Source organism: Pseudomonas sp., assembly GCF_030150285.1.
Taxonomy (GTDB): Bacteria; Pseudomonadota; Gammaproteobacteria; order Pseudomonadales; family Pseudomonadaceae; genus Aquipseudomonas.
In genome coordinates this window covers 45,694-69,797 of the sequence record NZ_JASLGE010000027.1, presented here as the reverse complement: position 1 = coordinate 69,797, position 24,104 = coordinate 45,694, and the positions used below count along the sequence as shown (strand labels likewise).

The 24,104-nt window shown below is 58.5% G+C and carries 19 protein-coding genes and 1 riboswitch; of the genes, 9 read left to right on the top strand and 10 right to left on the bottom strand.

The genetic code is table 11. The features are described from left to right. Positions 1 to 81 precede the first annotated feature (81 nt). The 3 genes from Q1W15_RS05235 to ahcY form a co-directional block, all read right to left on the bottom strand. Positions 82 to 1,911, bottom strand: a complete 1,830-nt coding sequence (locus Q1W15_RS05235; protein WP_300724741.1) for a DEAD/DEAH box helicase — start codon at positions 1,909 to 1,911, stop codon at positions 82 to 84. Positions 1,912 to 2,300: 389 nt separating this feature from the next. Beyond that, complete coding sequence (metF, locus tag Q1W15_RS05230; RefSeq protein ID WP_300724739.1) at positions 2,301 to 3,146, bottom strand: methylenetetrahydrofolate reductase [NAD(P)H]; 846 nt, start codon at positions 3,144 to 3,146, stop codon at positions 2,301 to 2,303. Between the two features lie 186 nt (positions 3,147 to 3,332). Beyond that, complete coding sequence (gene ahcY, locus Q1W15_RS05225) at positions 3,333 to 4,742, bottom strand: adenosylhomocysteinase (RefSeq protein ID WP_300724736.1); 1,410 nt, start codon at positions 4,740 to 4,742, stop codon at positions 3,333 to 3,335. Positions 4,743 to 4,764: 22 nt separating this feature from the next. After that, positions 4,765 to 4,871: riboswitch (S-adenosyl-L-homocysteine riboswitch) on the bottom strand. Positions 4,872 to 5,066: 195 nt separating this feature from the next. Here ahcY and Q1W15_RS05220 point away from each other — a divergent pair. Together Q1W15_RS05220 and Q1W15_RS05215 are read left to right on the top strand one after the other, a co-directional pair. After that, positions 5,067 to 5,474, top strand: a complete 408-nt coding sequence (locus tag Q1W15_RS05220) for a hotdog domain-containing protein (RefSeq protein WP_300724734.1) — start codon at positions 5,067 to 5,069, stop codon at positions 5,472 to 5,474. Positions 5,475 to 5,713: 239 nt separating this feature from the next. Further along, positions 5,714 to 7,636, top strand: coding sequence for a patatin-like phospholipase family protein (locus tag Q1W15_RS05215; protein WP_300724732.1), 1,923 nt, complete (start codon positions 5,714 to 5,716; stop codon positions 7,634 to 7,636). A 47-nt stretch (positions 7,637 to 7,683) separates the two neighbouring features. Here Q1W15_RS05215 and Q1W15_RS05210 read toward each other — a convergent pair whose 3' ends face one another. After that, positions 7,684 to 8,301, bottom strand: coding sequence for a hemolysin III family protein (locus tag Q1W15_RS05210; protein ID WP_300724731.1), 618 nt, complete (start codon positions 8,299 to 8,301; stop codon positions 7,684 to 7,686). A gap of 253 nt (positions 8,302 to 8,554) precedes the next feature. Between Q1W15_RS05210 and Q1W15_RS05205 the strand changes: the two genes are divergently transcribed. The 3 genes from Q1W15_RS05205 to Q1W15_RS05195 are packed head-to-tail and all read left to right on the top strand — an operon-like array spanning position 8,555 to position 10,745. Then, positions 8,555 to 9,655 (top strand): TauD/TfdA family dioxygenase, encoded by a 1,101-nt coding sequence (locus Q1W15_RS05205; protein ID WP_300724730.1) that lies wholly within the window; start codon positions 8,555 to 8,557, stop codon positions 9,653 to 9,655. Further along, positions 9,652 to 10,203 (top strand): chromate transporter, encoded by a 552-nt coding sequence (locus Q1W15_RS05200; RefSeq protein WP_300724728.1) that lies wholly within the window; start codon positions 9,652 to 9,654, stop codon positions 10,201 to 10,203. The genes Q1W15_RS05205 and Q1W15_RS05200 overlap by 4 nt, the downstream gene beginning before the upstream one ends. An 8-nt stretch (positions 10,204 to 10,211) precedes the next feature. Continuing rightward, complete coding sequence (locus tag Q1W15_RS05195; protein WP_300724726.1) at positions 10,212 to 10,745, top strand: chromate transporter; 534 nt, start codon at positions 10,212 to 10,214, stop codon at positions 10,743 to 10,745. A gap of 1 nt (position 10,746) precedes the next feature. Here Q1W15_RS05195 and Q1W15_RS05190 read toward each other — a convergent pair whose 3' ends face one another. Genes Q1W15_RS05190 through pilG form a run of 6 tightly spaced genes read right to left on the bottom strand, consistent with a single transcriptional unit; the run spans position 10,747 to position 20,616 of the window. Next, positions 10,747 to 11,214, bottom strand: a complete 468-nt coding sequence (locus tag Q1W15_RS05190) for a chemotaxis protein CheW (protein WP_300724724.1) — start codon at positions 11,212 to 11,214, stop codon at positions 10,747 to 10,749. Continuing rightward, positions 11,207 to 17,122, bottom strand: a complete 5,916-nt coding sequence (locus Q1W15_RS05185; RefSeq protein ID WP_300724722.1) for an Hpt domain-containing protein — start codon at positions 17,120 to 17,122, stop codon at positions 11,207 to 11,209. The genes Q1W15_RS05190 and Q1W15_RS05185 overlap by 8 nt, the downstream gene beginning before the upstream one ends. An 8-nt stretch (positions 17,123 to 17,130) precedes the next feature. Further along, entirely contained in the window at positions 17,131 to 19,188 is a 2,058-nt protein-coding gene (locus Q1W15_RS05180; protein WP_300724720.1) for a methyl-accepting chemotaxis protein, read from the bottom strand. 53 nt (positions 19,189 to 19,241) lie between these two features. Continuing rightward, entirely contained in the window at positions 19,242 to 19,778 is a 537-nt protein-coding gene (locus tag Q1W15_RS05175; RefSeq protein WP_300724718.1) for a chemotaxis protein CheW, read from the bottom strand. 10 nt (positions 19,779 to 19,788) lie between these two features. Continuing rightward, positions 19,789 to 20,166, bottom strand: a complete 378-nt coding sequence (gene pilH / locus Q1W15_RS05170; RefSeq protein WP_300724715.1) for a twitching motility response regulator PilH — start codon at positions 20,164 to 20,166, stop codon at positions 19,789 to 19,791. Positions 20,167 to 20,208: 42 nt separating this feature from the next. Beyond that, complete coding sequence (gene pilG / locus Q1W15_RS05165; protein WP_300724714.1) at positions 20,209 to 20,616, bottom strand: twitching motility response regulator PilG; 408 nt, start codon at positions 20,614 to 20,616, stop codon at positions 20,209 to 20,211. A gap of 278 nt (positions 20,617 to 20,894) precedes the next feature. Between pilG and gshB the strand changes: the two genes are divergently transcribed. From gshB to ruvX, 4 genes are all read left to right on the top strand, one after another. Continuing rightward, positions 20,895 to 21,860: a glutathione synthase gene (gene gshB, locus Q1W15_RS05160; protein ID WP_300724713.1), complete on the top strand. Its 966-nt coding sequence runs from the start codon at positions 20,895 to 20,897 to the stop codon at positions 21,858 to 21,860. Positions 21,861 to 21,967: 107 nt separating this feature from the next. Next, positions 21,968 to 22,867, top strand: coding sequence for an energy transducer TonB (locus Q1W15_RS05155; protein WP_300724711.1), 900 nt, complete (start codon positions 21,968 to 21,970; stop codon positions 22,865 to 22,867). Positions 22,868 to 22,993: 126 nt separating this feature from the next. Beyond that, positions 22,994 to 23,569 carry a YqgE/AlgH family protein gene (locus tag Q1W15_RS05150; protein WP_300724709.1) on the top strand — a complete coding sequence of 192 codons (576 nt, stop codon included), beginning with the start codon at positions 22,994 to 22,996 and terminating at the stop codon, positions 23,567 to 23,569. Continuing rightward, positions 23,569 to 24,021 (top strand): Holliday junction resolvase RuvX, encoded by a 453-nt coding sequence (gene ruvX / locus Q1W15_RS05145; RefSeq protein ID WP_300724707.1) that lies wholly within the window; start codon positions 23,569 to 23,571, stop codon positions 24,019 to 24,021. The genes Q1W15_RS05150 and ruvX overlap by 1 nt, the downstream gene beginning before the upstream one ends. Positions 24,022 to 24,104: the final 83 nt, after the last annotated feature.

Sequence of the window (24,104 nt, the reverse complement as noted above, 5' to 3'; positions counted from 1 at the left end):
GAGCTTGCTCGCGATCTTTTGATCTTCCATAAAAAACGCCCTGCGTCATAAGAGGCAGGGCGTTTTCAGGCAGGGCTTAACTCAGCGGTTGCGGGTCAGCAAGGCCGGTTTCTCACCCCGAGGGCGGTTCGGCAACTGATCCAACTGCTCTGGAGTCAGGACGCGATCCGTCTTGGACTCTTTGTGCATGATCTTCGGCTGATTCTCGCGCGGGCTGACAACCGCAGGCTCTTGGCGATCATCACGGCGACGGGCCTGGCCGTCACGTGGCGAACCGCTGCGAGGGCCATTGCGCTTGGCAGGCGGAGTGCCCGTGCTGGCACCGCCTGTGCGCGGGGTATTTTGACGCCCGCCGCTACGGGCCGGTGCCCCTGAACTCACGCTGGAACCTTGTGCCGGAGCACCCGGACGGCGGCCACGGCTCTGGTTGTTTTTGTTCTGGTACGGGCTGACGTAATCGGCGCGGTTACCAAAGTTATCCACATCGTCATCGCGGAATTCATCCGGCGCACGGTTGGCATCCGAACGCGGCGTTGGCTGACGCTGCTCACGGGCAGGCTGGGCTTCGCGAGGTTTTTGCTCGCGGGCCGGACGCTCACCACGCGCTGACGCCGGCTTTTCTTTGCCTTTGTCCTTGCCTTTGTCTTTACGACCGCCACCACCACCATTGCCCGGGCCGTCGCCACGCGGGCCACGCGGCGAGTTGCGCGGGTTGCGCACATCGGGCCGCTCGCGCACTTCCGGCTTCTCGGCTTCAACGGTGCTGGCGTCAAACCCCATCAGGTCGCCATCAGCGATTTTCTGACGAGTCATGCGCTCGATGCTTTTCAGCAGTTTTTCTTCGTCGGGAGCGACCAGCGAAATCGCTTCGCCCGAACGACCGGCACGGCCAGTACGGCCGATACGGTGAACGTAATCTTCATCGACGTTTGGCAGCTCGAAGTTGACCACGTGCGGCAGTTGGTCGATGTCCAGACCGCGTGCGGCGATGTCGGTAGCCACCAGAATGCGCACCGTGCCGGCTTTGAAATCCGCCAGGGCTTTGGTCCGCGCGTTCTGGCTCTTGTTACCGTGGATGGCCACAGCGCTGAGGCCGTGCTTGTCCAGGTACTCGGCCAACCGGTTGGCACCGTGCTTGGTGCGGGTGAACACCAGCACTTGCTCCCAGGCCCCTGCGGTAATCAAGTGAGCCAGCAACGCGCGCTTGTGGCTGGCGGGCAAGCGGAATACACGCTGTTCGATACGCTCGACCGTGGTGTTCGGTGGCGTGACTTCGATGCGCTCCGGGTTACGCAGCAGCTTGCCGGCCAGGTCGGTGATGTCCTTGGAGAACGTCGCCGAAAACAGCAGGTTCTGACGCTTGGCAGGCAAGCGAGCCAACACTTTTTTCACGTCATGGACAAAGCCCATGTCGAGCATGCGGTCCGCTTCATCCAGCACCAGAATTTCAACGTGGGACAGGTCAACGCTGCCCTGGCCGGCGAGGTCGAGCAAACGACCCGGGCACGCAACCAAGACGTCGACACCACGGGACATGGCCTGAACCTGTGGGTTCATGCCAACGCCGCCGAAAATGCAGGCACTGACAAACTTCAAGTCACGGGCATAGAGCTTGAAGCTCTCGTGCACCTGAGCAGCAAGTTCGCGGGTTGGTGTCAGCACCAGCACGCGAGGTTGGCGTGGGCCGTGGCGCTGGGATTTGTCCGGATGGCCATTGGGAAACAGCTTTTCCAGGATCGGAAGCGCGAAGCCGCCGGTTTTACCAGTACCTGTCTGAGCCGCAACCATCAAATCGCGACCTTGCAACACGGCGGGAATGGCCCGCTGTTGCACCGGAGTAGGCTCGGTGTAGCCCGCCGCTTCAATAGCGCGGACTAAAGCCTCGGAGAGACCGAGGGAAGCAAAGGACATGAGAAATCCTGTTTTAGTTAGGGCTTGGCCCAAAGGGATAGTCTTGCCTGGCGTGAATCGCGTTTAAGGTGACGCAATCCCGTCCGGTCCTGCTCCAGTCCTGAAGCCCCATTCAGGCCGCTCGCGCTGGCTCAAAGCTGCGCCGTAACGGAGGTTGAATGACGTGTACAAGGACGAGCGGCCGGGCGTAAGCCTAGCGGAAACCCGGAGTATAACAGAGCTAACACGGCGCGCCGATTTCATGCTGCTCAACGGCTTTGTAACGCCGTACGGCACACACGCCGAAAACCTGTCGCCGCCGGCGCTGGCGGCGATAAGAACCGAAGGGCTTTCGCTCTGTGCATCAACACCGGGGCCGCTGCGCAGGCTGCGACAGCGGCTACACGGTTTTACTGCGACAGCTTCAGGTTGTTCCAGATCGCCAGGCTCGGCTCAGACTGGTTCAAGGTGTAAAAGTGCAGCCCCGGTGCGCCACCCTCCAGCAGGCGTTCGCACATCTCGCTAATCACCTGCTCGCCAAACGCTTGAATGCTCTGCACGTCGTCGCCATAGGCTTCGAGCTGCTTGCGGATCCAGCGCGGGATTTCGGCACCACAGGCGTCAGAGAAACGCGCCAGCTTGCTGTAGTTGGTGATGGGCATGATGCCCGGCACGATGGGCGTCGTGACACCCGCAGCTTCTACGCGCTCGACAAAACGGAAGTAGCTGTCGGCATTAAAGAAATACTGGGTGATGGCACTGTCCGCGCCGGCCTGAGCTTTGCGCACGAAATTGGCGATATCGTCTTCGAAGTTACGGGCTTGCGGATGCATCTCCGGGTAAGCCGCCACGTCGATATGAAAGTGGTCACCGGTTTCTTCACGAATGAAGCTCACCAGATCATTGGCGTAACGAAGTTCACCGCTGGCCATGCCCATACCGGACGGCAAGTCGCCCCGCAGCGCCACAATGCGCTTGATGCCAGCCGTTTTGTATTGCGTCAACAGACCACGCAGGTCTTCCTTGCTGTCGCCTACACACGACAGGTGGGGTGCCGCGGGGATCTTGGCTTCGCTCTCCAGTTGCAGCACGGTGTTGATCGTGCGGTCACGGGTCGAGCCACCGGCACCGTAGGTGCAGGAGAAAAAATCGGGGTTATAGGCCGCCAGTTGGCGGGCCGTGGTCATCAGTTTTTCATGCCCAGCATCGGTCTTGGTCGGGAAGAACTCGAAGCTGAAACGACGGTCGGTAGGCATTGGGAATGCTCCCAGCTACAAGCTGCAAGCATCAAGCGACAAGAGGGCGGTGCGCCAAATTCTCGCGCTCAAAGCTCGAAGCTCAAAGCTGCAAAAGTAAAAAAAAGAAGCCAGCTCCAAGACTCAAACCGCAAGCAAACAAATTGCTCTTACTTGCCGCTTGAAGCTTAGAGCTTTCAGCTACCGTCAGTAACGATACGCTTCAGGCTTGAACGGACCTTCAACGGTCACGCCGATGTAGTCAGCCTGTTGCTGGGTCAGTTGAGTGACCACACCGCCGAAACCACGGACCATTTCCAGGGCCACTTCTTCGTCCAGCTTCTTGGGCAGCACTTCTACGGTCAGACGCTCAGCTTGCAGTTCAGCAGGCAGGTCAGCGTACTTCTGGGCGAACAGGAAGATCTGGGCCAGTACCTGGTTGGCGAACGAGCCGTCCATGATGCGGCTTGGGTGACCGGTGGCGTTGCCCAGGTTAACCAGACGACCTTCGGCCAGCAGGATCAGGTAGTCATCGTTCTGTGGGTCGAACTCGCCAGCACCGGTACGGTGTACTTTGTGCACTTGCGGCTTCACTTCTTCCCATGCCCAGTTTTTGCGCATGAAAGCCGTGTCGATTTCGTTGTCAAAGTGACCGATGTTGCACACCACTGCGCGTTTTTTCAGCGCAGCCAGCATGTGTTTGTCGCACACATTGACGTTGCCGGTGGTGGTTACGATCAGGTCGATCTTGCCCAGCAGCGCAGCGTCGATGCTGGCGGCAGTGCCGTCGTTCTGACCGTTGATGAACGGCGAAACCACTTCAAAGCCGTCCATGCACGCTTGCATGGCGCAGATCGGGTCAACTTCGGACACTTTAACGATCATGCCTTCCTGACGCAGGGACTGAGCCGAGCCCTTGCCCACGTCACCGTAGCCGATCACCAGCGCTTGCTTGCCGGACAGCAGGTGGTCAGTACCGCGCTTGATCGCATCGTTCAGGCTATGACGGCAGCCGTACTTGTTGTCGTTTTTGCTTTTGGTCACCGAGTCGTTCACGTTGATCGCCGGGATCATCAGCTCGCCTTTGGCCAGCATGTCCAACAGACGGTGTACGCCGGTGGTGGTTTCTTCGGTCACGCCGTGGATCTTTTTCAGCATGTCCGGGTATTTCTTGTGCAGCAGCTCGGTCAGGTCGCCGCCGTCGTCCAGGATCATGTTGGCATCCCAAGGCGCGCCGTCCTTCAGGATGGTTTGCTCCAGGCACCACTCGTACTCTTCTTCGGTCTCGCCTTTCCAGGCAAATACCGGGATACCGGCAGCAGCGATAGCGGCAGCGGCCTGGTCTTGAGTCGAGAAGATGTTGCACGACGACCAACGCACTTCGGCACCCAGGGCAACCAGGGTTTCGATCAATACGGCAGTCTGGATGGTCATGTGGATGCAACCCAGAATCTTCGCGCCCTTGAGCGGTTGTTCTGCGGCATAACGGCGGCGCAGCCCCATCAACGCTGGCATTTCGGATTCAGCGATAAAGGTTTCGCGACGGCCCCATGGGGCGAGGGACATATCAGCGACTTTGTAGTCGGTAAAACCTGCAGGCGTGTTTACAGCGCTCATCAAGAGCCTCCATTCGTTTAATCGCGAATGGGCGCCGTTGTGCGTTTAGTGCCTGAACAGGGAGCCCTGATCAAACAACGCCCCATCCGAGCCTGACAGGTAATACCTGCTGCAGCGCCCCTCGGACAGGTGGCGGGAACGGTACTGGGTGAAAATGACCGTTTTGAAGCGGGTGAGATTATAGCGATCCGCGCCTGGGTTCCCAAGGGTTTATCCAAGCCTTTTTCATTTGCTTAATCGCGACCATAGTCGAAGCTTAATAGAGCTGACTGCCATGGTCTGCCATCATGGCCGGCATCTAAGGCAAAACGGTCAGGAGAGAATATGAATTTTCACACCCGCAAATGGGTAAAACCCGAAGACCTAAACCCTAACGGCACCCTGTTTGGTGGCAGCCTGCTGCGCTGGATCGACGAAGAAGCCGCGATTTACGCGATCGTTCAACTGGGCAACCAGCGCGTCGTGACCAAGTACATCTCCGAAATCAACTTTGTCAGCGCCTCGCGCCAGGGCGACATTATCGAGTTGGGCATCACCGCCACTGAATTCGGCCGCACCTCGATCACCCTGACCTGCGAAGTGCGCAACAAAATTACCCGCAAGAGCATCCTGACCGTCGACAAAATGGTCTTCGTCAACCTGGGCGAAGACGGCCTGCCCGCTGCGCACGGACGTAGCGAGATCAAATACGTCAAAGATCAGTTTCAGGATGACACCCGCATCGAAAACTGACAGGCCACGGTAAGCCATGACAGCGAGCGGCGTAAGACTCTCAATCAGTGGGTCTTCCCATCCTGTCAGACACCACCTGAAAGGCTCATCAATAGGGCCTTTCAGGTTTTTTATCGGCGGTAAAAAAGCGGGCCCTGATTTGTTTTTCAGCATCGTTCCGTCCGCAGACACGGGCCGCCCCCTTTCCCTAGGCTGCGCTCTCTTTCGGGGAATACCCCCGTGCACAGAGAGCCCACCCCATGAAAGTATCTGCCCCTGCGTTAACCACCGTTACGCCACCGGCCGTGCACACGGCACAGGCTGGCACGTCAACATCCCAATGCGCCACAGCACCGCTGGTCGAAGGTGTCGGTGCGCGCAAGTTAACCCTTAGCCGTCACAGCAATGGAACGGTAGAGGTTGAATTGTCGCGCCCGCCCGTCACCCAACTGGTGTTGAGTGGCGGCGGAGCCAAAGGCATTGCGTTCCCTGGTTTAGTCCACGCGCTGGAGCAGAACACGCTGCTAGACGGGCTTGAGGTCGTCTCTGGCTCTTCCGCTGGCGGGATATCCGCCGTGCTGATCGCCAGCGGTATGAGCGCCAAAAAGTTTGACACGCTGTCTGATGGCATCAAGCTCCCCGAATTGCTGAACAGCAAAAACACCATCGGTGCATGGTTACAAAATGCCAGCACCGCGGCGGGGGAAGTCGTCGGTAAAATTCCGGGAAAAGTCGGTAACGTCTCACAACTGCTACTGACGCTGCTGCCACGTTTGCAAACCAAGGCAGAGCCTCTGGAGGAGCTGCTGCGAAAGGAATCACGTCAATCGATCCTGGCGCATATCGCTGACATGCCCAGAGAGAAACGTTCGGCCGAGGTCATGAACATTGCTGACGATTTAAGCAATGGCCGCCCGGCCACCTTTCGCGACCTGGACGTGCTCAGCCAGCAGCTCCCGGCGATCAAGCAGCTCAATATCACGGGCACCGGCATGTTCGACGGCCGTGCGCAGCTGGTGGTTTTCAACGCCAGCCTGACGCCTGAGATGGATATCGCACGCGCAGCGCATATTTCTGGCGCACTGCCGCTCCTGTTTCAACCACCTGTAGAAGAGGGCATGGCGTATCAGCAGCACGCCGAGAAAACGGCCTTTCAGGATGGCGGTTTGCTGCTCAACACCCCAGTCTCGGCACTGTACGAGCGTCCATTCAATCCGCATGCCTTGGGCACATCCGAACAACTGATTGTCAAATTTGAATCCGAGCCGCCCAAAAAGCCCGTTGATCGCGGAACGTTTGGCAGCGCGCTGGTCGACCGTTTTACTGGTGTGCCACACACGGCTAGCCACGAACTCACCCACGCAAAACTCAATGCATTGAGCGAACAAACCGTCACGCTACCCTTGAAAACAGAGCAGGGGGATTTTCGCAGCAAGATGAACGGCACAGTCAACTTCACCATGCCCATGGACATCAAGAACCACCTGCAAGCCCAAGCTCAGCAGGTGGTCAATGAGCACCTGCGCACCCGAAGTGCGGTGCGTGAACACCATCAATTTGATTCGATAGACGACGCCGTGCTGGCCATGGATGACGAGATGATCGCCAGTGTGACCCCCTCACTGCAAAAGGACTCAGCCAGCACCGGCGCGCTGCGGTTTCGCGAAGAGGCCCGGCAAGCCTTGCAGGCTCTGGACAACGCCATCACCGCTGCCAATTCAGCCCCCGCCTTGAAGTTGACCCCTCAGTTGGGCGCTGCGCTGCGCAATCTCGACGCGCTCGCTACGCGCCCTCAGGAGGTCGAGTGGCTGGGCCGACAGCTCAATAACCCCAATCAACCCAATTACCAACAGCTGCTGCAAGCCATGAGCAAGGCACCCACCGCGGTCTCGAAGGTCTTGACCAGCGCCGTCGAACAGATGACAAAACGTGATATCGCGGTGATTGCCGAGAACTTCACGCGCGAAGTCATCTACCCCTCGTTATTCCGCCCAGGGCAACCGGATAGCAATGTGGCCCTGTTACGGCGCGCCGAAAGCGACCTGGCCAACGCTCAATCGGCCGACGACTTCAATCGCTCGCTGGATGACATCGCCACTCACTACGTGGCGCGCCAGAAACCCTGGACGGCGTTCACCAACGCCACCACCGTAGAGATGGCCAAGGCCTGGCGAATCACCTGATTGCACCCGGTTCAACGCCGCCGGTAGCGGCGCATGAGCCGGACGCTTTAAATCACATAATGCGCGATGGCCACAAAATGCAGCAGGCTGCCGGCGATCACAAACAGATGCCAAATGCCGTGGGCATGGCGCAGACGATGGTCAAGGGCAAAAAAGATAATCCCCACGGTGTACATCACGCCGCCCGCTGCCAGCCAGATAAACCCGGCGGTGCCCAGCGCTGCCAGTAACGGCTTGACCGCGACCAGCACAATCCAGCCCATCACCGCGTAAATCACAATCGACAAAATACGGGCTTCGGAGCGCGGTTTGATCTCTTGCAGCATGCCCACCACCGCCATGCCCCACACGATGCCGAACAACGACCAACCCCACGGCCCGTGCAGCGTCACCAGGCAAAACGGTGTGTAACTGCCGGCAATCAACAGATAAATCGACAGATGATCGACCTTCTGCATGATCGGTTTCGCCCGCCCGCGCACGCTGTGGTACACCGTCGACACGCTGTACAGCACCACCAGCGTGACGCCATAAATCGCCACACTCACGATCTTTTGCGGGCTGCCATCCAGGCACGCCATCACCAACAGCCACACACTGCCCACCGCCGCTGCCACTGCCCCCACCAAGTGGGTCCAGGCATTGAGCTTTTCACCGTGATACATGGATATGCCCCTCAAATACCGATAGCGCGACTGTTTCACTCTGTTACGAGATAAGGGTCAGGGCTGCGAACTTAAAGGGCAATGCGGCGATCGTCGACTCAATAAAGAAATCTCCCTCTCGATCATCAGAAAAGTCCTCCGAGAGCATAGGAGTGCTCGCATTGCGCCTCCCAAATCAAAAAATTAAACCTGACTGTTCCCCCAAAATCTGCAACGGACCCAAAGCCCATAGGATCGACCCCGGAGATTACCCATGAGCGAATTCCCCTCACACAGAAACTCTACTTGGGTACGTGACAGCCTCATGCAGGCCAAAACATCTTGGTGCTACGAACTCGGCCCCATCGAAATCAATGAAGTGGAAGACGCACTAAATTACTTGATGAGCCTCCACAAGCCACCTCTGCAATGCCATCCAGATGACTTCCCCTTGCCATATTTAGACAAGATTCTGAAACGAGCACTTACAGAGTGCGAGTTCCACAGTGGCGTATTTCTGCTCCGGGGACTTCCAGTACACAACAAGACAAAACGGCAAGCCCGCTGGTTAGGATGGGGGATTGGCTTACATTTAGGTGTACCACTTGCGCAGAACCAGAAAGGAGAGTTATTGGTCGATGTGCTAGACAAGAAACAACAGCAATCACAACCAATGCGGGATCATAGAAATAACTGCGAAATGGAATTCCATGTCGATTCTTGCGATTTAGTCACACTATTGTGCCTATCTAAAGCAGCCAAAGGAGGGTGTTCTAAAGTCGCAAGCAGCTTAAATATCTATCACTGGCTCGCAACTCACTGCCCGAGTGCGATTGAAATCCTCAGCACATCTCTGCCTTTTCTGAATGTTAGCGCCACCCCATTATCATCCGGTTTTTTCATGTGTCCTGTGTTCGCTCATTCACAAGGAGCCTTTACTTGCCGCTTCTACCGTAAACGCATATTGGCGAGCCAGAATTTGATTGACGCGCCAAGGCTTTCACCCTCTGCGTTGCAGGCTCTTGAAAAATTTCACGAAAAAGCATGCATGCCTGAATCCTATATAGAAATTGATCTAAAGCCGGGCGATCTACAGTTCCTGAACAACCATGTTGTCTGTCACGCACGTACTCAATTTCAAGATGGGGATACCCCTGATCAGCAAAGACACTTATTGCGCCAATGGTTTGCCACCGCATGTAGCCGGCCCTTGCCCGTAGACCTTGGGCCAGCTTACGGATCTATAGAGGCTGGTACCTTGCGCGGAGGATATCAGGGGTGGGCAGTTATCCCGGAAATCGAGTCATTCCAAGCAAGTTTGGCAAGAGCTAATCGACTTAACCATCAGCCGCTACCAGCTGGTAATCACCCATGAGCAACCCTCCTTTCTGCCAGCCAACCCGGTGGGCTATTTTTTACAACTTCGCGTGGGTAGGGTTGCTCGGTTTTGGCGGGGTATTGCCGTGGGCTCGGAGCATGATGGTGGATCGTCGACACTGGGTCAGTGAGCAGGCCTTTAATGAACTGCTCGCCGTGGGACAGTTTTTTCCAGGGCCCAATGTGTGCAACGTGGCGATTATTTATGCGCGCAAACAGCAAGGGTTCGCAGGCGCATGCCTTGCTGTCTCGGGGTTGTACTTGTTCCCTACCCTCATCACTGTTTTAGCAGGGTTTGCTTATGCCACTGGGTGGCAGCACCCAATGGTCCAACACGTTTTTGGCATCGTGATGCCCATTGCTACCGGCCTGATGTTGGGCGCGGCATTACGCTTACTGGCAGCAATGCCGCGCACGGTCGTGAATGCCAGCGCTTTTGTGTTGACCTTCGTTCTCATGGGTCTCCTGGCGTTGCCGCTAGGGTATGTATTACTGGTCAGTATCAGCGCTTCGGTCATGCTTCGTTTTGTTGAACAAAAAGCATAAGGGGACGCATGCAAACAGTGCTGTTTCACCTGATGCTTCAATGCGCGCTATGGTCGTTGATGGCTATCGGTGGCAATACCGTCGCCTTAGGCGATATCCATCGCTACGTCGTTACTGAGATGCGCTGGGTCAGCGACACGCAGTTCGTGGCTTTTTTTGCGCTGTCCCAAGCACTACCGGGGCCTAACGGCATGTTTTTGGTCTTTATAGGTCAACAGGTCGCGGGAGTTCCAGGCGCGTTCGTAGCCCTCATCGCCAAGCTATTACCGTGCTCCGCGTTGACCTGGTTCGCAGCCGGCTGGCTGGAAAAACACACGGCTACACCGTGGGTGCAACTCACCCGGCGAGCGCTGCTGCCTGTGTCCATCGGACTGATTCTAGCCGCCAGTTACATCCTGATTCGCAGCCTGCGGCCAGACTATTTAAGCCTTGCGCTCATTCTAGGCAGCGCACTAGTGGTGATGTTCAGCAAGCTCAACCCTATTTGGCTGATTCTGACGGGCGTGATGGCGGGGCTGATGCGTGGGCTTGCCGCATGCTGAGTCATTCACCCGCTGTGGTGCCCACCACCCCCAGCACCCACCGCTCCAGTGCCAGCAAGTCCGGAATTTTGGCCACATACTCGCCCACTTGCACTGCAGCACGCTCCAACGGGCTGAGCGGTACGTCGACGAAACTCAGCTGGCTGTCGACCTTGTAAGAGCGCGGAATGCCTTGCACGACCATCGCAATAAACTTAAGGCGAGGGTCACCGCCCAAGGTGTTCAAAATGACGATGCGAGCCCGTGCACCAATCACCCGCGGGCAGCCGCAAGCGGCTTCAAAGCTGATGAGGGGCAGCACATGATCGCGCCAGGTGATCTGGCGCAGGAGCCAAGGCGGTGAGTCATGGCTGGGTTCACCGTCCTGCCAATCGATCAGTTGAGCAATCGCCACATTGGGTAGCAGCAGGTAACGGTCGGCCAAGGGCAATAACAGGCCAGTCAGGCTACCGACGCGGTGATCAAGCATGGAAGGTGCTCCAATAGGCGATGCGCTCCAGCAACACTGACTCCTGATACGGCTTACCCAGGTAGTCGTTGACGCCAATGGCCATGGCCCGGCTCTGGTGCTTTTGCCCCGTGCGCGAGGTGATCATGATAATCGGCAGGCCTTTGAGACGCGGGTCGTTACGCACCTGGGTCGCGACTTCAAACCCGTCCATGCGCGGCATTTCGATGTCCAGCAGCATCAGGTCCGGCAGGTGTTCTTCAAGCACACTCATGGCATCCAGCCCGTCCTTGGCGGTGATGACATTCATGCCATTGCGCTCCAGCAGGCGACTGGTGACTTTGCGCACCGTGACCGAGTCATCGACCACCAGCACCAACGGTGGGCGCACTGACGGGCTGAACTCCAACACGCCGCCCGCTTCATGACCGGCCTGCTGCAACGGCAGGCGCGCCTGGTGCGCGCGGATATATGCGAGCAGGTCAAGAATCAATACCACCCGGCCGTCGCCCAAAATGGTCGCACCCGACACACCCTGCACCCCGGTAAATTGAGGGCCAAGGTTTTTGACCACAATCTCCCGCGACCCCGCCAGTGCATCCACTTGCAGCGCTACCCGCTGGTCTTGGCAATGCACCAGCAGCACGGGCAACGATTGGTTTTCGCTAAGTCGGTTGGGCCGGCCCACCGTCTGCAACAGTTCGCCCAAGTAACGCAGTTCGTACGTTTGCCCGCCATAGTGATAGGCCGGCGGGTTGAGCTGGTAAAAGGCTTCCAGTTCGTTGGGCATGACCCGCACGATACTTTCGATGCTGTTCAGCGCAATTGCGTATTGCTCGTCGGCACACTGCACCATCAAGGCCCGGTTGAGCGACACGCTGAATGGCAAGCGGATCTGAAAATGCACGCCCTGCCCCGCCACCGAGTCGATGGTCATGCTGCCGCCCAGCAAGCGGACTTCTTCGTGCACGACGTCCATGCCGACACCGCGCCCGGAAATCTGGGTGATTTTTTCAGCGGTGGAGAAGCCGGGTTGCAAGATGAACTGCAGTACGTCGCGGTCACTGATGGACACTTGCGGGTTGAGCAACCCGCGCAGGATGGCCTTGCGTCGCACCGCTTCAAGCGGCACGCCGGCACCGTCATCGCGCATGTCGAACACCACGTCGCCGCCCTCATTGGACAGCTCCAGCGTAATCAGGCCCTGCTCCGGCTTGCCGCTGGCGTGACGCACGCTGGCAGGCTCAAGACCATGATCCACGGCGTTGCGCAACATATGTTCGAGAGGGGCGACCATGCGCTCCAGGACGTTGCGGTCAATTTCAGCTTCGGCATTGATCACGCTGAACTCAACCTGCTTGCCCAGCTCACTGGCCACTTGCCGCACAATCCGCTTGAGGCGCGGCAACACCCGTTCGAACGGCACCATGCGCGAGTCCATCAGGCCTTCTTGCAACTGGGTGTTCACCCGTGCCTGCTTGAGCAACAGGCTGTAAGCATCCTGATTGCGGGCCGCCAGCGTCGCTTTTAGGTCGAGCAAGTCCGAGGCCGACTCAAAAAGCCCACGAGATAACTGTTGCAACAGGGAATGGCGATCCATTTCCAGCGGATCAAACTCATCATAAGCCGCACCGTCGGCCTCACTGTGGGAGCGGCGGTGAAGTCGGCCCTGTGTTTCACCGTCCAGACGGCGCAACTGGTCATGCATGCGCTCCAGCGTCGTTTGCATTTCATTCAGGGCAACCTGGCCCTCGTTGACTTGCTGTTCGAGGCGCCCGCGAAGCATTGAGGCTTCGCCCGCCAGGTTGACCCAGTCTTCCAGCGACTCGGCGGGAACCTTGAGGGTATCCAACCCGGTGCGTTCCCCCTCGGGCAATGGGCCGAACGCCTGTTCCGCCTTGGCCGGAGCCGCTTGCAAGGTGCTGCGTTCAGTCTGGCGAATACGCTCGATCAACACGTGCGGCGACGGCACCGGTTGTGCACCGCGCAGGGCATCCAGCATCTGCGCCAATTGGTCTTGGCAGCGTTGCAGCAACGTGAACAGCTCGGGACCAGGTACCAGAAAGCCCGCCGAAATATCCTCGAACAGGGTCTCCAGTTCGTGGGCAAAGTCGCCAATAGCCGTCACTTCGACCATCCGCGCGCCCCCTTTGAGGGTGTGCAAGTCACGCAACAGGTTTTCGACTTCAAGCAGGTTTTGCGCATCCGCCTGCCAGCGCGCCAGCGCCGCGCCCGAGCTTTCCAGGATATCGAAAGCCTCGTCAAGGAAGATGTCCAGCAACTCCGGGTCACTGCCTGGGGTCACTTCAGCGGCTACAGCGTTCTGATCGCCCGGCGGGTTGCTGTAAAGACGAAACCGCCGAAGGGCATCCAACAGTTCCAGCGGTTCAACCAGAGGCGCTTGATGTTGCAGGTGTTCGAGCTGCATCGCCAACTGCGCATGGCCTTGTTCCAGCAAGCTGGCCAGCGCCGGTGTTTCACTCAGCCGGCGGTCCAGCAGCCCCTCATACACATGTTCAAGCTCATGGGCCAGATCACCGATCGGCCCAATATTGGCCATGCGTGCCCCCCCCTTGAGGGTGTGCAAATCGCGCTGTAAAGACGATAGCGGGGCCTGATTGTCAGGGTCACTCAACCAGCGCTGCAGGGCCTGGCTTGCGCTTTCCAGAATATCCACGGCTTCTTCAATAAAGATCGCGACCATTTCACACGCGAAGTCATCGTCTTGATCGGCTTCGCGGCCGGGCGATTTGAGCTGCGTTGTGGCAGCGCCCAACTCGGTGATGTCCAGCAGATGGCCACCCTCGCGTCGAATCAGCCCCGTTGCATCGGGTGCCAACCCTTCGTGCAGCAACGCATGCAGGGCCTGGATCCGCGCCGGTTGCGCAGTGATGTCCTGCCCCGCTGCCAGTTGGTCGAGCATGTTGATCAAGGCCTCATGAGCGCCTTCGACCTCATGAAAGAATCGCTCACTGACCACTACACTGCTTTCTTCCACAGCGCCATACAGGTCAAGCAAGGCTTCGCACAGCGCATCCACAGGTTGCAAACCCAGCAGGTGCGCGGACTCAGCCATATCGGTCAACAAATTCAATAAGGTGTCGAGGCCCTGGCGCTCATGCGGGTGCTCACGCCAGTGCTGCAGCAGGTCTTCCGTATCAAACAGGATGTCCATGCTTTCGCCCAGAAATTCGGCGATACGCTGCGGGTCGCGCTTGGGCAGCGCAGTACCTGCGGGGGCATTGAACACTGCGTCCAGGCGCGCCGTCGTGCAGTGCTCGGCACGCGCGATCAAACCGCGGGCACCGTGGATCTCGGCCAGCGGGTCAAAGTCGACCTGCTTGAGGCCCTGTTGCAACAGGTTGTCAGCCTCAAGCAGCAGTTCGACCTCATCCAGCCCCAATGCCAAATGATGCGCCTTGTACTCGCGCACCATGCGGTCCAGCGGCGTGACCAATTCGGCCATGCGCAACACACTGGCCATGTGCGCGCTGCCTTTGAGGGTGTGCATGGCCAGTTGCAGCTCGTCACTGGCGTACAGCGGCAACTGCTCGCGGGCCTGATCGAGAAAGCGGTCGAGGCTGGCCAGATGGGTTTGCGCTTCTTGACGAAAAATATCCAGCAACTGCGGGTCAAAGCCTGCGTTGTGCGGCTCACTCAGGCGGGGCAACGGCTCGCCTTGTGACAGGTGATGAGCCTGCGCAGCCAGCCGGTCGACGTCTTCACGCTGGTGTTGATTCAGATCGGCAAACTCCTGAATCAGTTCGGGCAACACCCGCAGCACGTCGTCCAGCAGTTGATGCATCGCCGGCTTCGGTACCACGTCGCCTTCAAGCACCCGATTGAGCAGGTTTTCAACGGCCCAGGCTAACTCGCCAACCACCAGCGCCCGCACCATGCGCCCACTGCCCTTGAGGGTATGAAAACCGCGGCGCAGTTCCCCCAGCGCCGTGTTGTCGCAAGGGTTGGCGACCCATTGCGGCCAGTAATCATGCAACGCGACCAACACTTCATCGGTCTCTTCCAGGAACACATCCAGCAGTTCTTCATCCACCGGGGCTTCATCGATCGGCGGGGCCAACAAACTGCCGGGAACGTGCTGTGCCGCCGGATTGAGCGTTGACAGCGGGGCGGCTAACAGCTCAGCCAGGCTCTGTGCCACCTGAGGGTCATCAGGGTTTTGCAGGTCTTGCATGATCAAGGCCTCGACCGGGCCCAGCACGTCGTTCAGCACCGGCACCTGACGCTCAGCGGGCGCGTACCCCAACTCAATCAGGCTGTTTTCGGCCCGGTCCAGCACATCCTCACTCGAAGCCCCCGGGTCCTGGGCCAGGCGCACCAGGTAGTACTCCACGCTGATCAACACATCCGCCAGGTGATCCAGTTGGGTCGAGGTCGGTACCTGCGAGGTTTGCATCAGGCGTTCACACAGGCAGTCGTGGCAGGCCTGCAGCAAGCTGGCAGCCCGGCCCAACGGGATCATCGCCAACGCCCCGCGAATGCGCGTCAGCAGCGCAGGCACGGGCTGCAGGTGTGTGCGGTCGTGACCCGCCGCGAGGTAATCCGAGATCAGGTCTTTGATGTCTTCAAGGCTGATAAGCGCCTCTTTGATCACCAGTTGATGAATCTGTAGCAGGTCAGTGGTGGGTAGACGGCTTTCTTCGCGCGCCGAAGGCTCCACGCTGCCAACCATACCGGCGAGCGTGGCCTCGACATACAACAGCGCAGCCGCCACATCCATCAACACCGCATCGGTAGGGTCACGCTGGCCTTGGGCCAGGCTCTGCACAACCGCCAACTGATCGATGATGACCTTGCGCGGCTGGCCAAAGCCCAGCACCGCAAGGGTGTCAGCGATCTGACGCAAGGGGGCCATCAAGCTGCTCAGTTCTGACACATGCTGACGGTCGCTGCGCACAAACAAATCGAGCCGTTCCTTGACCCGCACCAACTCTTCGCACAAAGCGGCCACAACCGAACGCATCGCATCGCGGTCGGGCCCCGCCAGCCGCGCCCGCTCTTCATCCACCATGGCCGCATCCGGCATGGCTTCGTCAAGCTCGTAGTCGTTCTTTACCGCGAGCATCTTGGCCGTCGGCTTCTCGGCCTTGGCGATGTAGAACAACAGGCTGGTGAGCAACTCGTCCGGGGCCGGCTGATTGACACCCTCGACCCCTTGCTCCAGGAGACGTTTGAGTTCCTTGTCTGCCGTGTTGAGCAGGCTGCGTAAGGCCGGGCTGTTGGCAACGCGCCCCCGCAGCATGCCGTCGACCAGCGCTGCAGCAATGACCCAGAGCGCATTGAGCGGTGCGTCCTGACACACAACCTGCAAGCGCGCGAGCATGTCCGCCAACCGTTGCAGGTTGTCCTGAATGTCTTCTTCCCGAAGCAAGCCCAGCAGCGCGCTGTGCAGCGTGTGCCGTGAGGCATGCAACAACTCGGGCCATTCGGCGGCCGGGATCAACGCGGCCAGGGCGGCCCGATCCAGTGCGGGCAACATTTGCAACGGCGGGCTGAACAAGCTGGTTTCCGACAGCAACGCCTGGCCACGGGCCGTGCGTAAATCGTTGAGCAAGGGCAGCACCACCAGCGGCCAGTCGCGCCGAGCGCTGTGCACACGGTCAAGGTACAGCGGCAATTGATTGAAGGCCTGCTGCAAGAGCCGCAGGGCTTCGTCGCGCAGGCTGACACGGCCCTGCTGAAGGGCGATCAGCAGCTTCTCCATTTCTTCAGCCAACAGCGCCGCACCGTAAAATTCGACCATCAGCAAGCTGCCATGCACCTTGTGAATGCGTTCCAGGCATTGCGCCAGGCCCTGTGCTGTCGGTTGCTGTGCGTAGGTCTCCAGCACCTCGCGCGCCTGCTTCAAGGTGTCAGCAATCTCGCCTTTGACCCACTTCAGGGCCACGTAGTCGTGACGGTCAACCATAACGATTCCTACTGTGGCTCACGGGGTGTTTGCGTGGCCGGCAAGGTGAAACCGGACACCGAACGCCGCAATTGGCTGGCCATTTTGGCCAGGTTGCCAATGCTGTCGGCCGTCGCGGTGGAGCCGGACGAAGTTTGATGCGTGATTTGCTGAATCACGTTCATGGTCAGGGAGATCTGCGCCGCCGACGACGTTTGCTGTTGTGCGGCATTGGAGATGCGCTGAATCAGGTTGGCGAGGTTTTGTGACACGCCTTCGATTTCTTCCAGCGCCACGCCGGCATCATGGGCCAGGCGGGCACCGCGCACCACCTCACTGGTGGTTTGCTCCATGGAGATCACCGCTTCGTTGGTGTCAGCCTGAATCGCCCGCACCAGGGTTTCTATTTGTTGCGTGGCCGTTGACGAGCGCTCTGCCAAGCGCTGTACTTCATCGGCCACCACCGCGAACCCGCGCCCGGCATCACCCGCCATCGACGCCTGGATCGCCGCGTTGAGTGCCAGAATATTGGTCTGGTCGGCAATGTCGTCAATCAAGCTGACAATATCGCCAATTTCCTGGGATGACTCACCCAAACGTTTAATACGTTTAGCGGTGTCCTGAATCTGGTCGCGAATATTGTCCATGCCGTGAATGGTGTTGTGCACCACTTCGTTGCCTTTGTTGGCAATGGCCACCGAACGCTCTGCCACCGCCGAAGACTCCGACGCGTTGGCCGACACTTGATCAATGGAATGAGCCATTTGCTGAACAGCTAGCGACGCTTCGGTGATCTGCTGCGCCTGATGCTCTGACGCCTCGGCCAATTGCATGGCGGTGTCCTGAGTATCCTGCACCGCGCCCGCCACCTCGCCTGCCGTCAGGTTGATGGTGGCCACCAGGCCGCGCAGTTGATCAATGGAGTAGTTGATAGAATCGGCAATGGCACCGGTAAAATCTTCCGTCACCGAGGCCGTCACCGTCAGGTCACCGTCGGCCAGGTCTTCGATTTCGTCCAGCAAGCGCATGATCGCGTTCTGATTACGCTCGTTTTTTTCGGCTGTTTCACGCAACTGTCGGTTGGTTTCGCGCACCATCACCAAGCCAATCAGGATGATCGACATGAGCGCCAACAAACCCAGCACGTAGCCGCCAATGATGTCGAGCGAACGGCCGCTGGCGAGGTTTTCCAAACCGTTGGCCAGTGTCGAGGCTTCGTCCAGCAAGGTTTGTGACAAGCTGAAGATGTTATTGGCCGCTTCGCGCACCTGAAACAGTTGCGGTGAGGTCTCAAGAATTTCGTCCACCGAACCTGACACAAACTGGAACAGCTCCGAAATTTCCAGCAGGCGGGCGCGCGCATCGCTGTCTTCAACCTGACTGATTCGCAACCCGGCGTTGCCTTCCAGCATGCCGTTAAGCACCTGGCCAAACCGGTTGGCATCGCGACCAAAGGCACCGGCAGCCTGGGCAGCCGTCTCATCACCGGCCAGCACCGTGTTCACCGCGCCTAAAATACGCTCGGCCAACAACGACTGACGCTGGGCCATGACCACCTGGTTGGCGGGCGCACCGCGCTGCAACAGAATGCCGACGACTTTTTCGTATTCGACCTGCAACTGCGGCACCGTCTCGGCCAATGTAGCCGCCACCTGATGCAGCGACAGGACCGTTTGTTCACTGGCCAGAATCGCGTTGGTGTTGCTCAGCAACAGGTCCCAATCTCGCTGAACGGCCTGCATTTCCTTGCTGACCGCCGCCGGTGCCGCTGGCAGGCCGGTTGCCGGGTCGCCTTTTTTCAGGTAGCCCCAGCGCTGACTGAAATCGTTGCGCGCATCGCTTAACAGCTCAAACGCGGCAGCCTTTCCGGCGGCGGCTTCGGTGGCATTTTTAGCAATACGCTGGGACAGCACGCGCAATTCGCCGGCATGGCTGATGTATTGCTTGTCGTAGTTGGACTGGGTATTGAGGTAAGCAAAGTTGGCAAAAAGCAACATAATGAACACAATCAGGGCGACAAAAAGCACGATGATCTGCGAACGACTGCGCGATCCTTCCAGTGATTTAGCAGTTGTGACTGTGGTCATTGTTCAGGCCCTGAGTTCCTGTAGTAACACGTGAAGCAACGCGAACAGCCCTCTCACACGGCCACCGCCCAAAACCGGGGGGCCTGGGCCAGGGCGATCGGGCTGAAGATCCACCACGGGTGCCCAGCGGCAAAATGGCCCTGCACAAAGGGCGCACACTGCGCGAGGGGCAACGCTTGCACACTGGGGTCAAGATCATCCAGGGCAAAGTGTTGCATGCCCAACACTTCATCGACCTGCAGCCCGACAAACACATCTTTGTATTCCAGCACCAGCACCCGCCGCTGCTTGCGTAAGGGGGTGAGTTCAACACCAAAAAAACCGCACAGGTCCATGATCGGCAATAGCTGACCGCGCAGGTTCGCCACCCCCTTGACCCAAGGCTTGACGCCCGGCAGCAGGGTAAACCGGGGTTCATGGAGGATTTCCGCGATTTCGCCCATGGGGGCCACAAAGCAGTGCTCGCCGATCCGAAAGCCGATACCGCTCCAGATGTCGACGGGCGCAGGCTGGGTGACCAACGCTGCCAGGGAGCGGCACCGCTGGTCGATCTCCAGCAAGAGTTCGAAGGCTGTCAGTGAGTCAGGCATAAGGCCAGCATCATTGAGAGGGCTTGGTGTCTAACACGGCCATCAGGGTTTTGATCAGGACCGACTCATCGACCGGCTTGGTCAGGTAGTCGCGCGCACCCTGGCGGGTACCCCAGACCTTGTCGGTTTCCTGGTCTTTGGTGGTGACGATAATCACGGGAATATGGCGGGTTTCCGGGTCTTTGGTGAGTTGGCGCGTGGCCTGAAAACCATTCAGGCCCGGCATCACAATATCCATCAACACCGCATCGGGCTTTTCCAGACGCGCCAGCGCAACACCGTCTGCACCGTTTACTGCCTTGAGCACTTCATGACCGTGCTTTTCCAGCATATCGGTCAATTTGTGCATTTCGGTCGGCGAGTCGTCGACGATCAGAATGCGAGCCATGGTGTTCCTCATTATTAAGGTAGTCGGCCAGTGGGCCGGGCATCATTGAGCGTTTGCAACCACGGTGAAACCCGGCACATGGGCCTTGATCGCACTCAACAACTCGTCCCGGCTGAACGGCTTGGTCAAAAATTGATCAGAGCCCACGATCCGCCCCTTGGCCTTGTCAAACAGGCCATCCTTGGAAGACAGCATCACCACTGGCGTTGACTTGAACGCCCGGTTACTTTTGATCAAGGCGCAGGTTTGATAGCCATCCAGACGCGGCATCATGATGTCTACAAAGATGATATGCGGGTGATGGTCAACGATCATGGCCAGCGCATCAAAACCGTCAACGGCGGTCATGACCTCACAGCCCACGTTTTTCAACAGTGTTTCGGCGGTGCGGCGAATGGTTTTCGAATCGTCAATCACCATCACCTTCAAGGCGCTGGAATGCTTTTCCATGTGTGTTCTACCATCGCCACGGCGACCCGTTTTGTAACAACTGTGCGGTCTGTTGGCCCAAATCCTTGAAGGACAAGGGCTGCAAGTGCTGTGCGAGCCTTTTTAGCACAGTCGGCACCGTCAATCTATCGAACGACCCGAGCCATACACGCACGGGTTGTTTTTCCTTGACCGAGGCCACACTCAGCGCCACTCTGGCGCCACTTTTCAGCGCCTTCCAGGGCAACACTGAGCGCCTGCAGGCGCACTCTCCGCTAACTTGATGTGAGGAATTTGCCATGAGCGTTCGAGTCGGGATTGTCATGGACCCCATTGCGGGCATCTCCTATAAGAAGGACAGCTCGCTGGCCATGTTGTTGGCTGCACAGGCGCGCGGCTGGACACTGTTCTATATGGAGCAGCAGGACCTGTACCTGAATGAAGGCAAGGCACGCGCACGGATGAAACCGCTGAGCGTATTCGCCAACCCTGAAAAATGGTTCGAACTGGGCGCAGAGGCCGACACCGCCCTGAGCGACCTGGACGTGATCCTGATGCGTAAGGACCCGCCCTTCGACATGGAGTTCGTGTACACCACGTACCTGCTGGAGCAGGCCGAGCGCGATGGCGTATTGATTGTTAACAAGCCACAGAGCCTGCGTGACTGCAACGAAAAACTGTTCGCCACCCAGTTCACCCAATGCACACCGCCGACGGTGGTTAGCCGTCGCGCCGACGTGCTACGCGAATTTGCAGCGCTGCACGGCGATGTGATCCTCAAGCCACTGGACGGCATGGGCGGCACCTCGATCTTCCGCCACCGGGTGGGCGACCCCAATCTGTCGGTGATTCTCGAAACCCTGACCCTCAATGGCACCCAGCAAATCATGGCGCAAGGCTACTTGCCGGCCATCAAGGACGGCGACAAGCGCATCCTGATGATCGACGGCGAGCCGGTTCCGTATTGCTTGGCACGTATCCCGGCGCAAGGTGAAACCCGTGGCAACCTGGCGGCGGGTGGCCGTGGCGAAGCCCGCCCATTGAGCGAAAAAGACCGTTGGATCGCAGCCCAAGTAGGCCCAACACTGCGTGAAAAAGGCCTTCTATTTGTCGGTCTGGACGTAATCGGTGAGCACCTGACCGAAATCAACGTCACCAGCCCCACCTGCATCCGAGAAATCGACAACGCCTATGGCACCGACATCGGTGCCCTGTTGATGGATGCGATAGATCGTAAGTTGAAGGACCGCAGCGCCAAGCGTTAAGCCACAAGCGGCAAGTTTGAAGCCGACTGCTTTAACGTGCCGCTTGCCGCTAAAAACCAACATTGCGTTATCATGCCGAACCGTGAAACCCGCGATGTTGGTTTTTTATGCCCCTCCCCAGCGACCTGCCCCCCGAATTGCGCCCTCACGGCGTGCGCGCAGTTGATCGCCTGGGTTTTACCTTGTTTATCGCCGCATTAATTCATATCGCCGTGATTGTGGGCGTGGGGTTCAGCCTGAACGAGCCCAAGCCCATCAGCCGCACCCTGGAAATCACGCTCTCTACCTTTAAAAGCGAGATGGCTCCCAAAAAGGCCGACTTCCTAGCGCAGGACAATCAAGAAGGCAGTGGCACGCTGGACAAAAAAGCGGTGCCCAAGACCACCGAAGTCGCGCCGTTCCAGGACACCACGGTTAAAAAAGTCACTCCGCCGCCCGCCGCAAAACCCGAGCAACCCAAGACCGCGCCCAAGGCTGCGGTGACCACCGTTGCGCCAAAGCCCAAACAAGCCCCTCGCGAACCGCAAACCGTCAAAACCGAAGCCGCCCCCAAGGCCAGCATTCCGGCGTTTGACAGCTCCCAGTTGTCCAGTGAGATCTCCAGCCTTGAAGCCGAACTGGCCAACGAGCAACAGTTGTATGCGAAGCGGCCAAAGATTTACCGCATGAGCGCGGCCTCGACCATGCGTGACAAAGGCGCTTGGTATAAAGAAGACTGGCGCAAGAAAATCGAACGCGTCGGCAACTTGAATTACCCGGAACAGGCCCGTCGCGAAAAAATCTACGGCAAGTTGCGCTTACTGGTCTCGATCAATCGTGACGGCTCCTTGCATGAAGTGCTGGTGCTTGAGTCTTCTGGCCAGCCGCTGCTGGATCAGGCCGCACAGCGTATCGTGCGTCTGGCCGCGCCCTTTGCACCGTTCACCGGTGACCTGGCCGACATCGACCGGCTTGAAATCATCCGCACCTGGAGATTCGCCCAGGGCGATCGCCTGTCGAGCAATTAACCCCCTCTGCGTAGGCGCGAGCTCGCTCGCGATCTTTTGATCTTTTAAAAGTCATCCGATCCGGCTGCCTGGCCCCTACAGAGATCAACCTTGTCAGTTCCACTTGCCAGCGCCACACTAAGACTCATGAAAAACCACGCACCGACTTACCTCAAGCATCAATTTCTGATTGCCATGCCCCACATGGAAGATCCGAACTTTGCCCGCACCTTGACGTATATCGTCGAGCACACGGCGAATGGTGCCATGGGGCTGACGCTCAACAGGCCGCTGCCGGACCTCAACCTGGCCGACATTCTTGAACAATTGCGCGCAGATATCCCCATCGCTGAGCTGTGTCAACACGTACCGGTTTATGGCGGTGGCCCGGTGATGACGGATCGCGGGTTTGTGTTACACCCCGACGGCATGAACTTCGATGCAACGGTTGCCCTTGAAGACGGCCTGGCACTGAGTACCTCCGCCGATGTGCTTTTCAGCATTGCGCAGGGCCGTGGCCCAACGCGCAGCTTGATCTGCCTGGGGTATGCCGGCTGGGAGGCCGGGCAACTGGAAGCCGAGATGGCCGAAAACGCCTGGCTGACCTGCCCTTATTCGGCTCATATTCTGTTTCAGACCCCCAGCGAGTTGCGCCTTGACGCGGCCGCCAAACACCTTGGAGTGAACCTCAACTTGTTAAGCACCCAAGCAGGCCATTGCTGATGGCCGAACCCGACATCCGTCTCGTGCTCGGTTTCGACTTCGGCACTCGCTCCATCGGCGTCGCCGTGGGCCAGATGATCACCGGCCAAGCCCGTGAGCTGTGCAATTTGAAAGCCGAAAACGGCATTCCGAAGTGGGAAGACATCGAAAAACTGATCAAGGAATGGCAGCCTGACGTATTGATCGTCGGCAAACCGCTGAACATGGATGGCAGCGAAAGCCCTCTGTGTGCCCGCACTAAAAAGTTTGCCAACCGCCTCAATGGCCGGTTCAATTTGCCGGCCTATGAGCACGACGAACGCCTGACCACCTTCGAAGCCAAAGGCGAGCGCAAAGCCCAAGGCGGCCAGCGCGGCAGCTTTCGTGACAACCCCGTCGATGCCATTGCAGCCAAACTGGTGCTGCAGAGCTGGATCGACGAGTACTTGGCCAACGCTCAACCCAAAGCCTGACCCTGCGTTTGAAGTAATGACGCGCCCCATTGTTTGCGCCCGCCGCCGCGCACGTCGCTGCACGGGTCTTTTAAGGAGCCACC

Coding starts and splice junctions, on each gene's coding strand:
- pilG (WP_300724714.1), bottom strand. CDS start 20,616: ATGGAAAAGCATTCCAGCGCCTTGAAGGTGATGGTGATTGACGATTCG.
- Q1W15_RS05210 (WP_300724731.1), bottom strand. CDS start 8,301: ATGTATCACGGTGAAAAGCTCAATGCCTGGACCCACTTGGTGGGGGCA.
- metF (WP_300724739.1), bottom strand. CDS start 3,146: ATGCCTACCGACCGTCGTTTCAGCTTCGAGTTCTTCCCGACCAAGACC.
- ruvX (WP_300724707.1), top strand. CDS start 23,569: ATGGCCGAACCCGACATCCGTCTCGTGCTCGGTTTCGACTTCGGCACT.
- pilH (WP_300724715.1), bottom strand. CDS start 20,166: ATGGCTCGCATTCTGATCGTCGACGACTCGCCGACCGAAATGCACAAA.
- Q1W15_RS05215 (WP_300724732.1), top strand. CDS start 5,714: ATGAAAGTATCTGCCCCTGCGTTAACCACCGTTACGCCACCGGCCGTG.
- Q1W15_RS05205 (WP_300724730.1), top strand. CDS start 8,555: ATGAGCGAATTCCCCTCACACAGAAACTCTACTTGGGTACGTGACAGC.
- Q1W15_RS05150 (WP_300724709.1), top strand. CDS start 22,994: ATGAAAAACCACGCACCGACTTACCTCAAGCATCAATTTCTGATTGCC.
- gshB (WP_300724713.1), top strand. CDS start 20,895: ATGAGCGTTCGAGTCGGGATTGTCATGGACCCCATTGCGGGCATCTCC.
- Q1W15_RS05190 (WP_300724724.1), bottom strand. CDS start 11,214: ATGCTTGATCACCGCGTCGGTAGCCTGACTGGCCTGTTATTGCCCTTG.
- Q1W15_RS05200 (WP_300724728.1), top strand. CDS start 9,652: ATGAGCAACCCTCCTTTCTGCCAGCCAACCCGGTGGGCTATTTTTTAC.
- Q1W15_RS05185 (WP_300724722.1), bottom strand. CDS start 17,122: ATGGTTGACCGTCACGACTACGTGGCCCTGAAGTGGGTCAAAGGCGAG.
- Q1W15_RS05220 (WP_300724734.1), top strand. CDS start 5,067: ATGAATTTTCACACCCGCAAATGGGTAAAACCCGAAGACCTAAACCCT.
- Q1W15_RS05180 (WP_300724720.1), bottom strand. CDS start 19,188: ATGACCACAGTCACAACTGCTAAATCACTGGAAGGATCGCGCAGTCGT.
- Q1W15_RS05195 (WP_300724726.1), top strand. CDS start 10,212: ATGCAAACAGTGCTGTTTCACCTGATGCTTCAATGCGCGCTATGGTCG.
- Q1W15_RS05235 (WP_300724741.1), bottom strand. CDS start 1,911: ATGTCCTTTGCTTCCCTCGGTCTCTCCGAGGCTTTAGTCCGCGCTATT.
- Q1W15_RS05155 (WP_300724711.1), top strand. CDS start 21,968: ATGCCCCTCCCCAGCGACCTGCCCCCCGAATTGCGCCCTCACGGCGTG.
- ahcY (WP_300724736.1), bottom strand. CDS start 4,742: ATGAGCGCTGTAAACACGCCTGCAGGTTTTACCGACTACAAAGTCGCT.
- Q1W15_RS05175 (WP_300724718.1), bottom strand. CDS start 19,778: ATGCCTGACTCACTGACAGCCTTCGAACTCTTGCTGGAGATCGACCAG.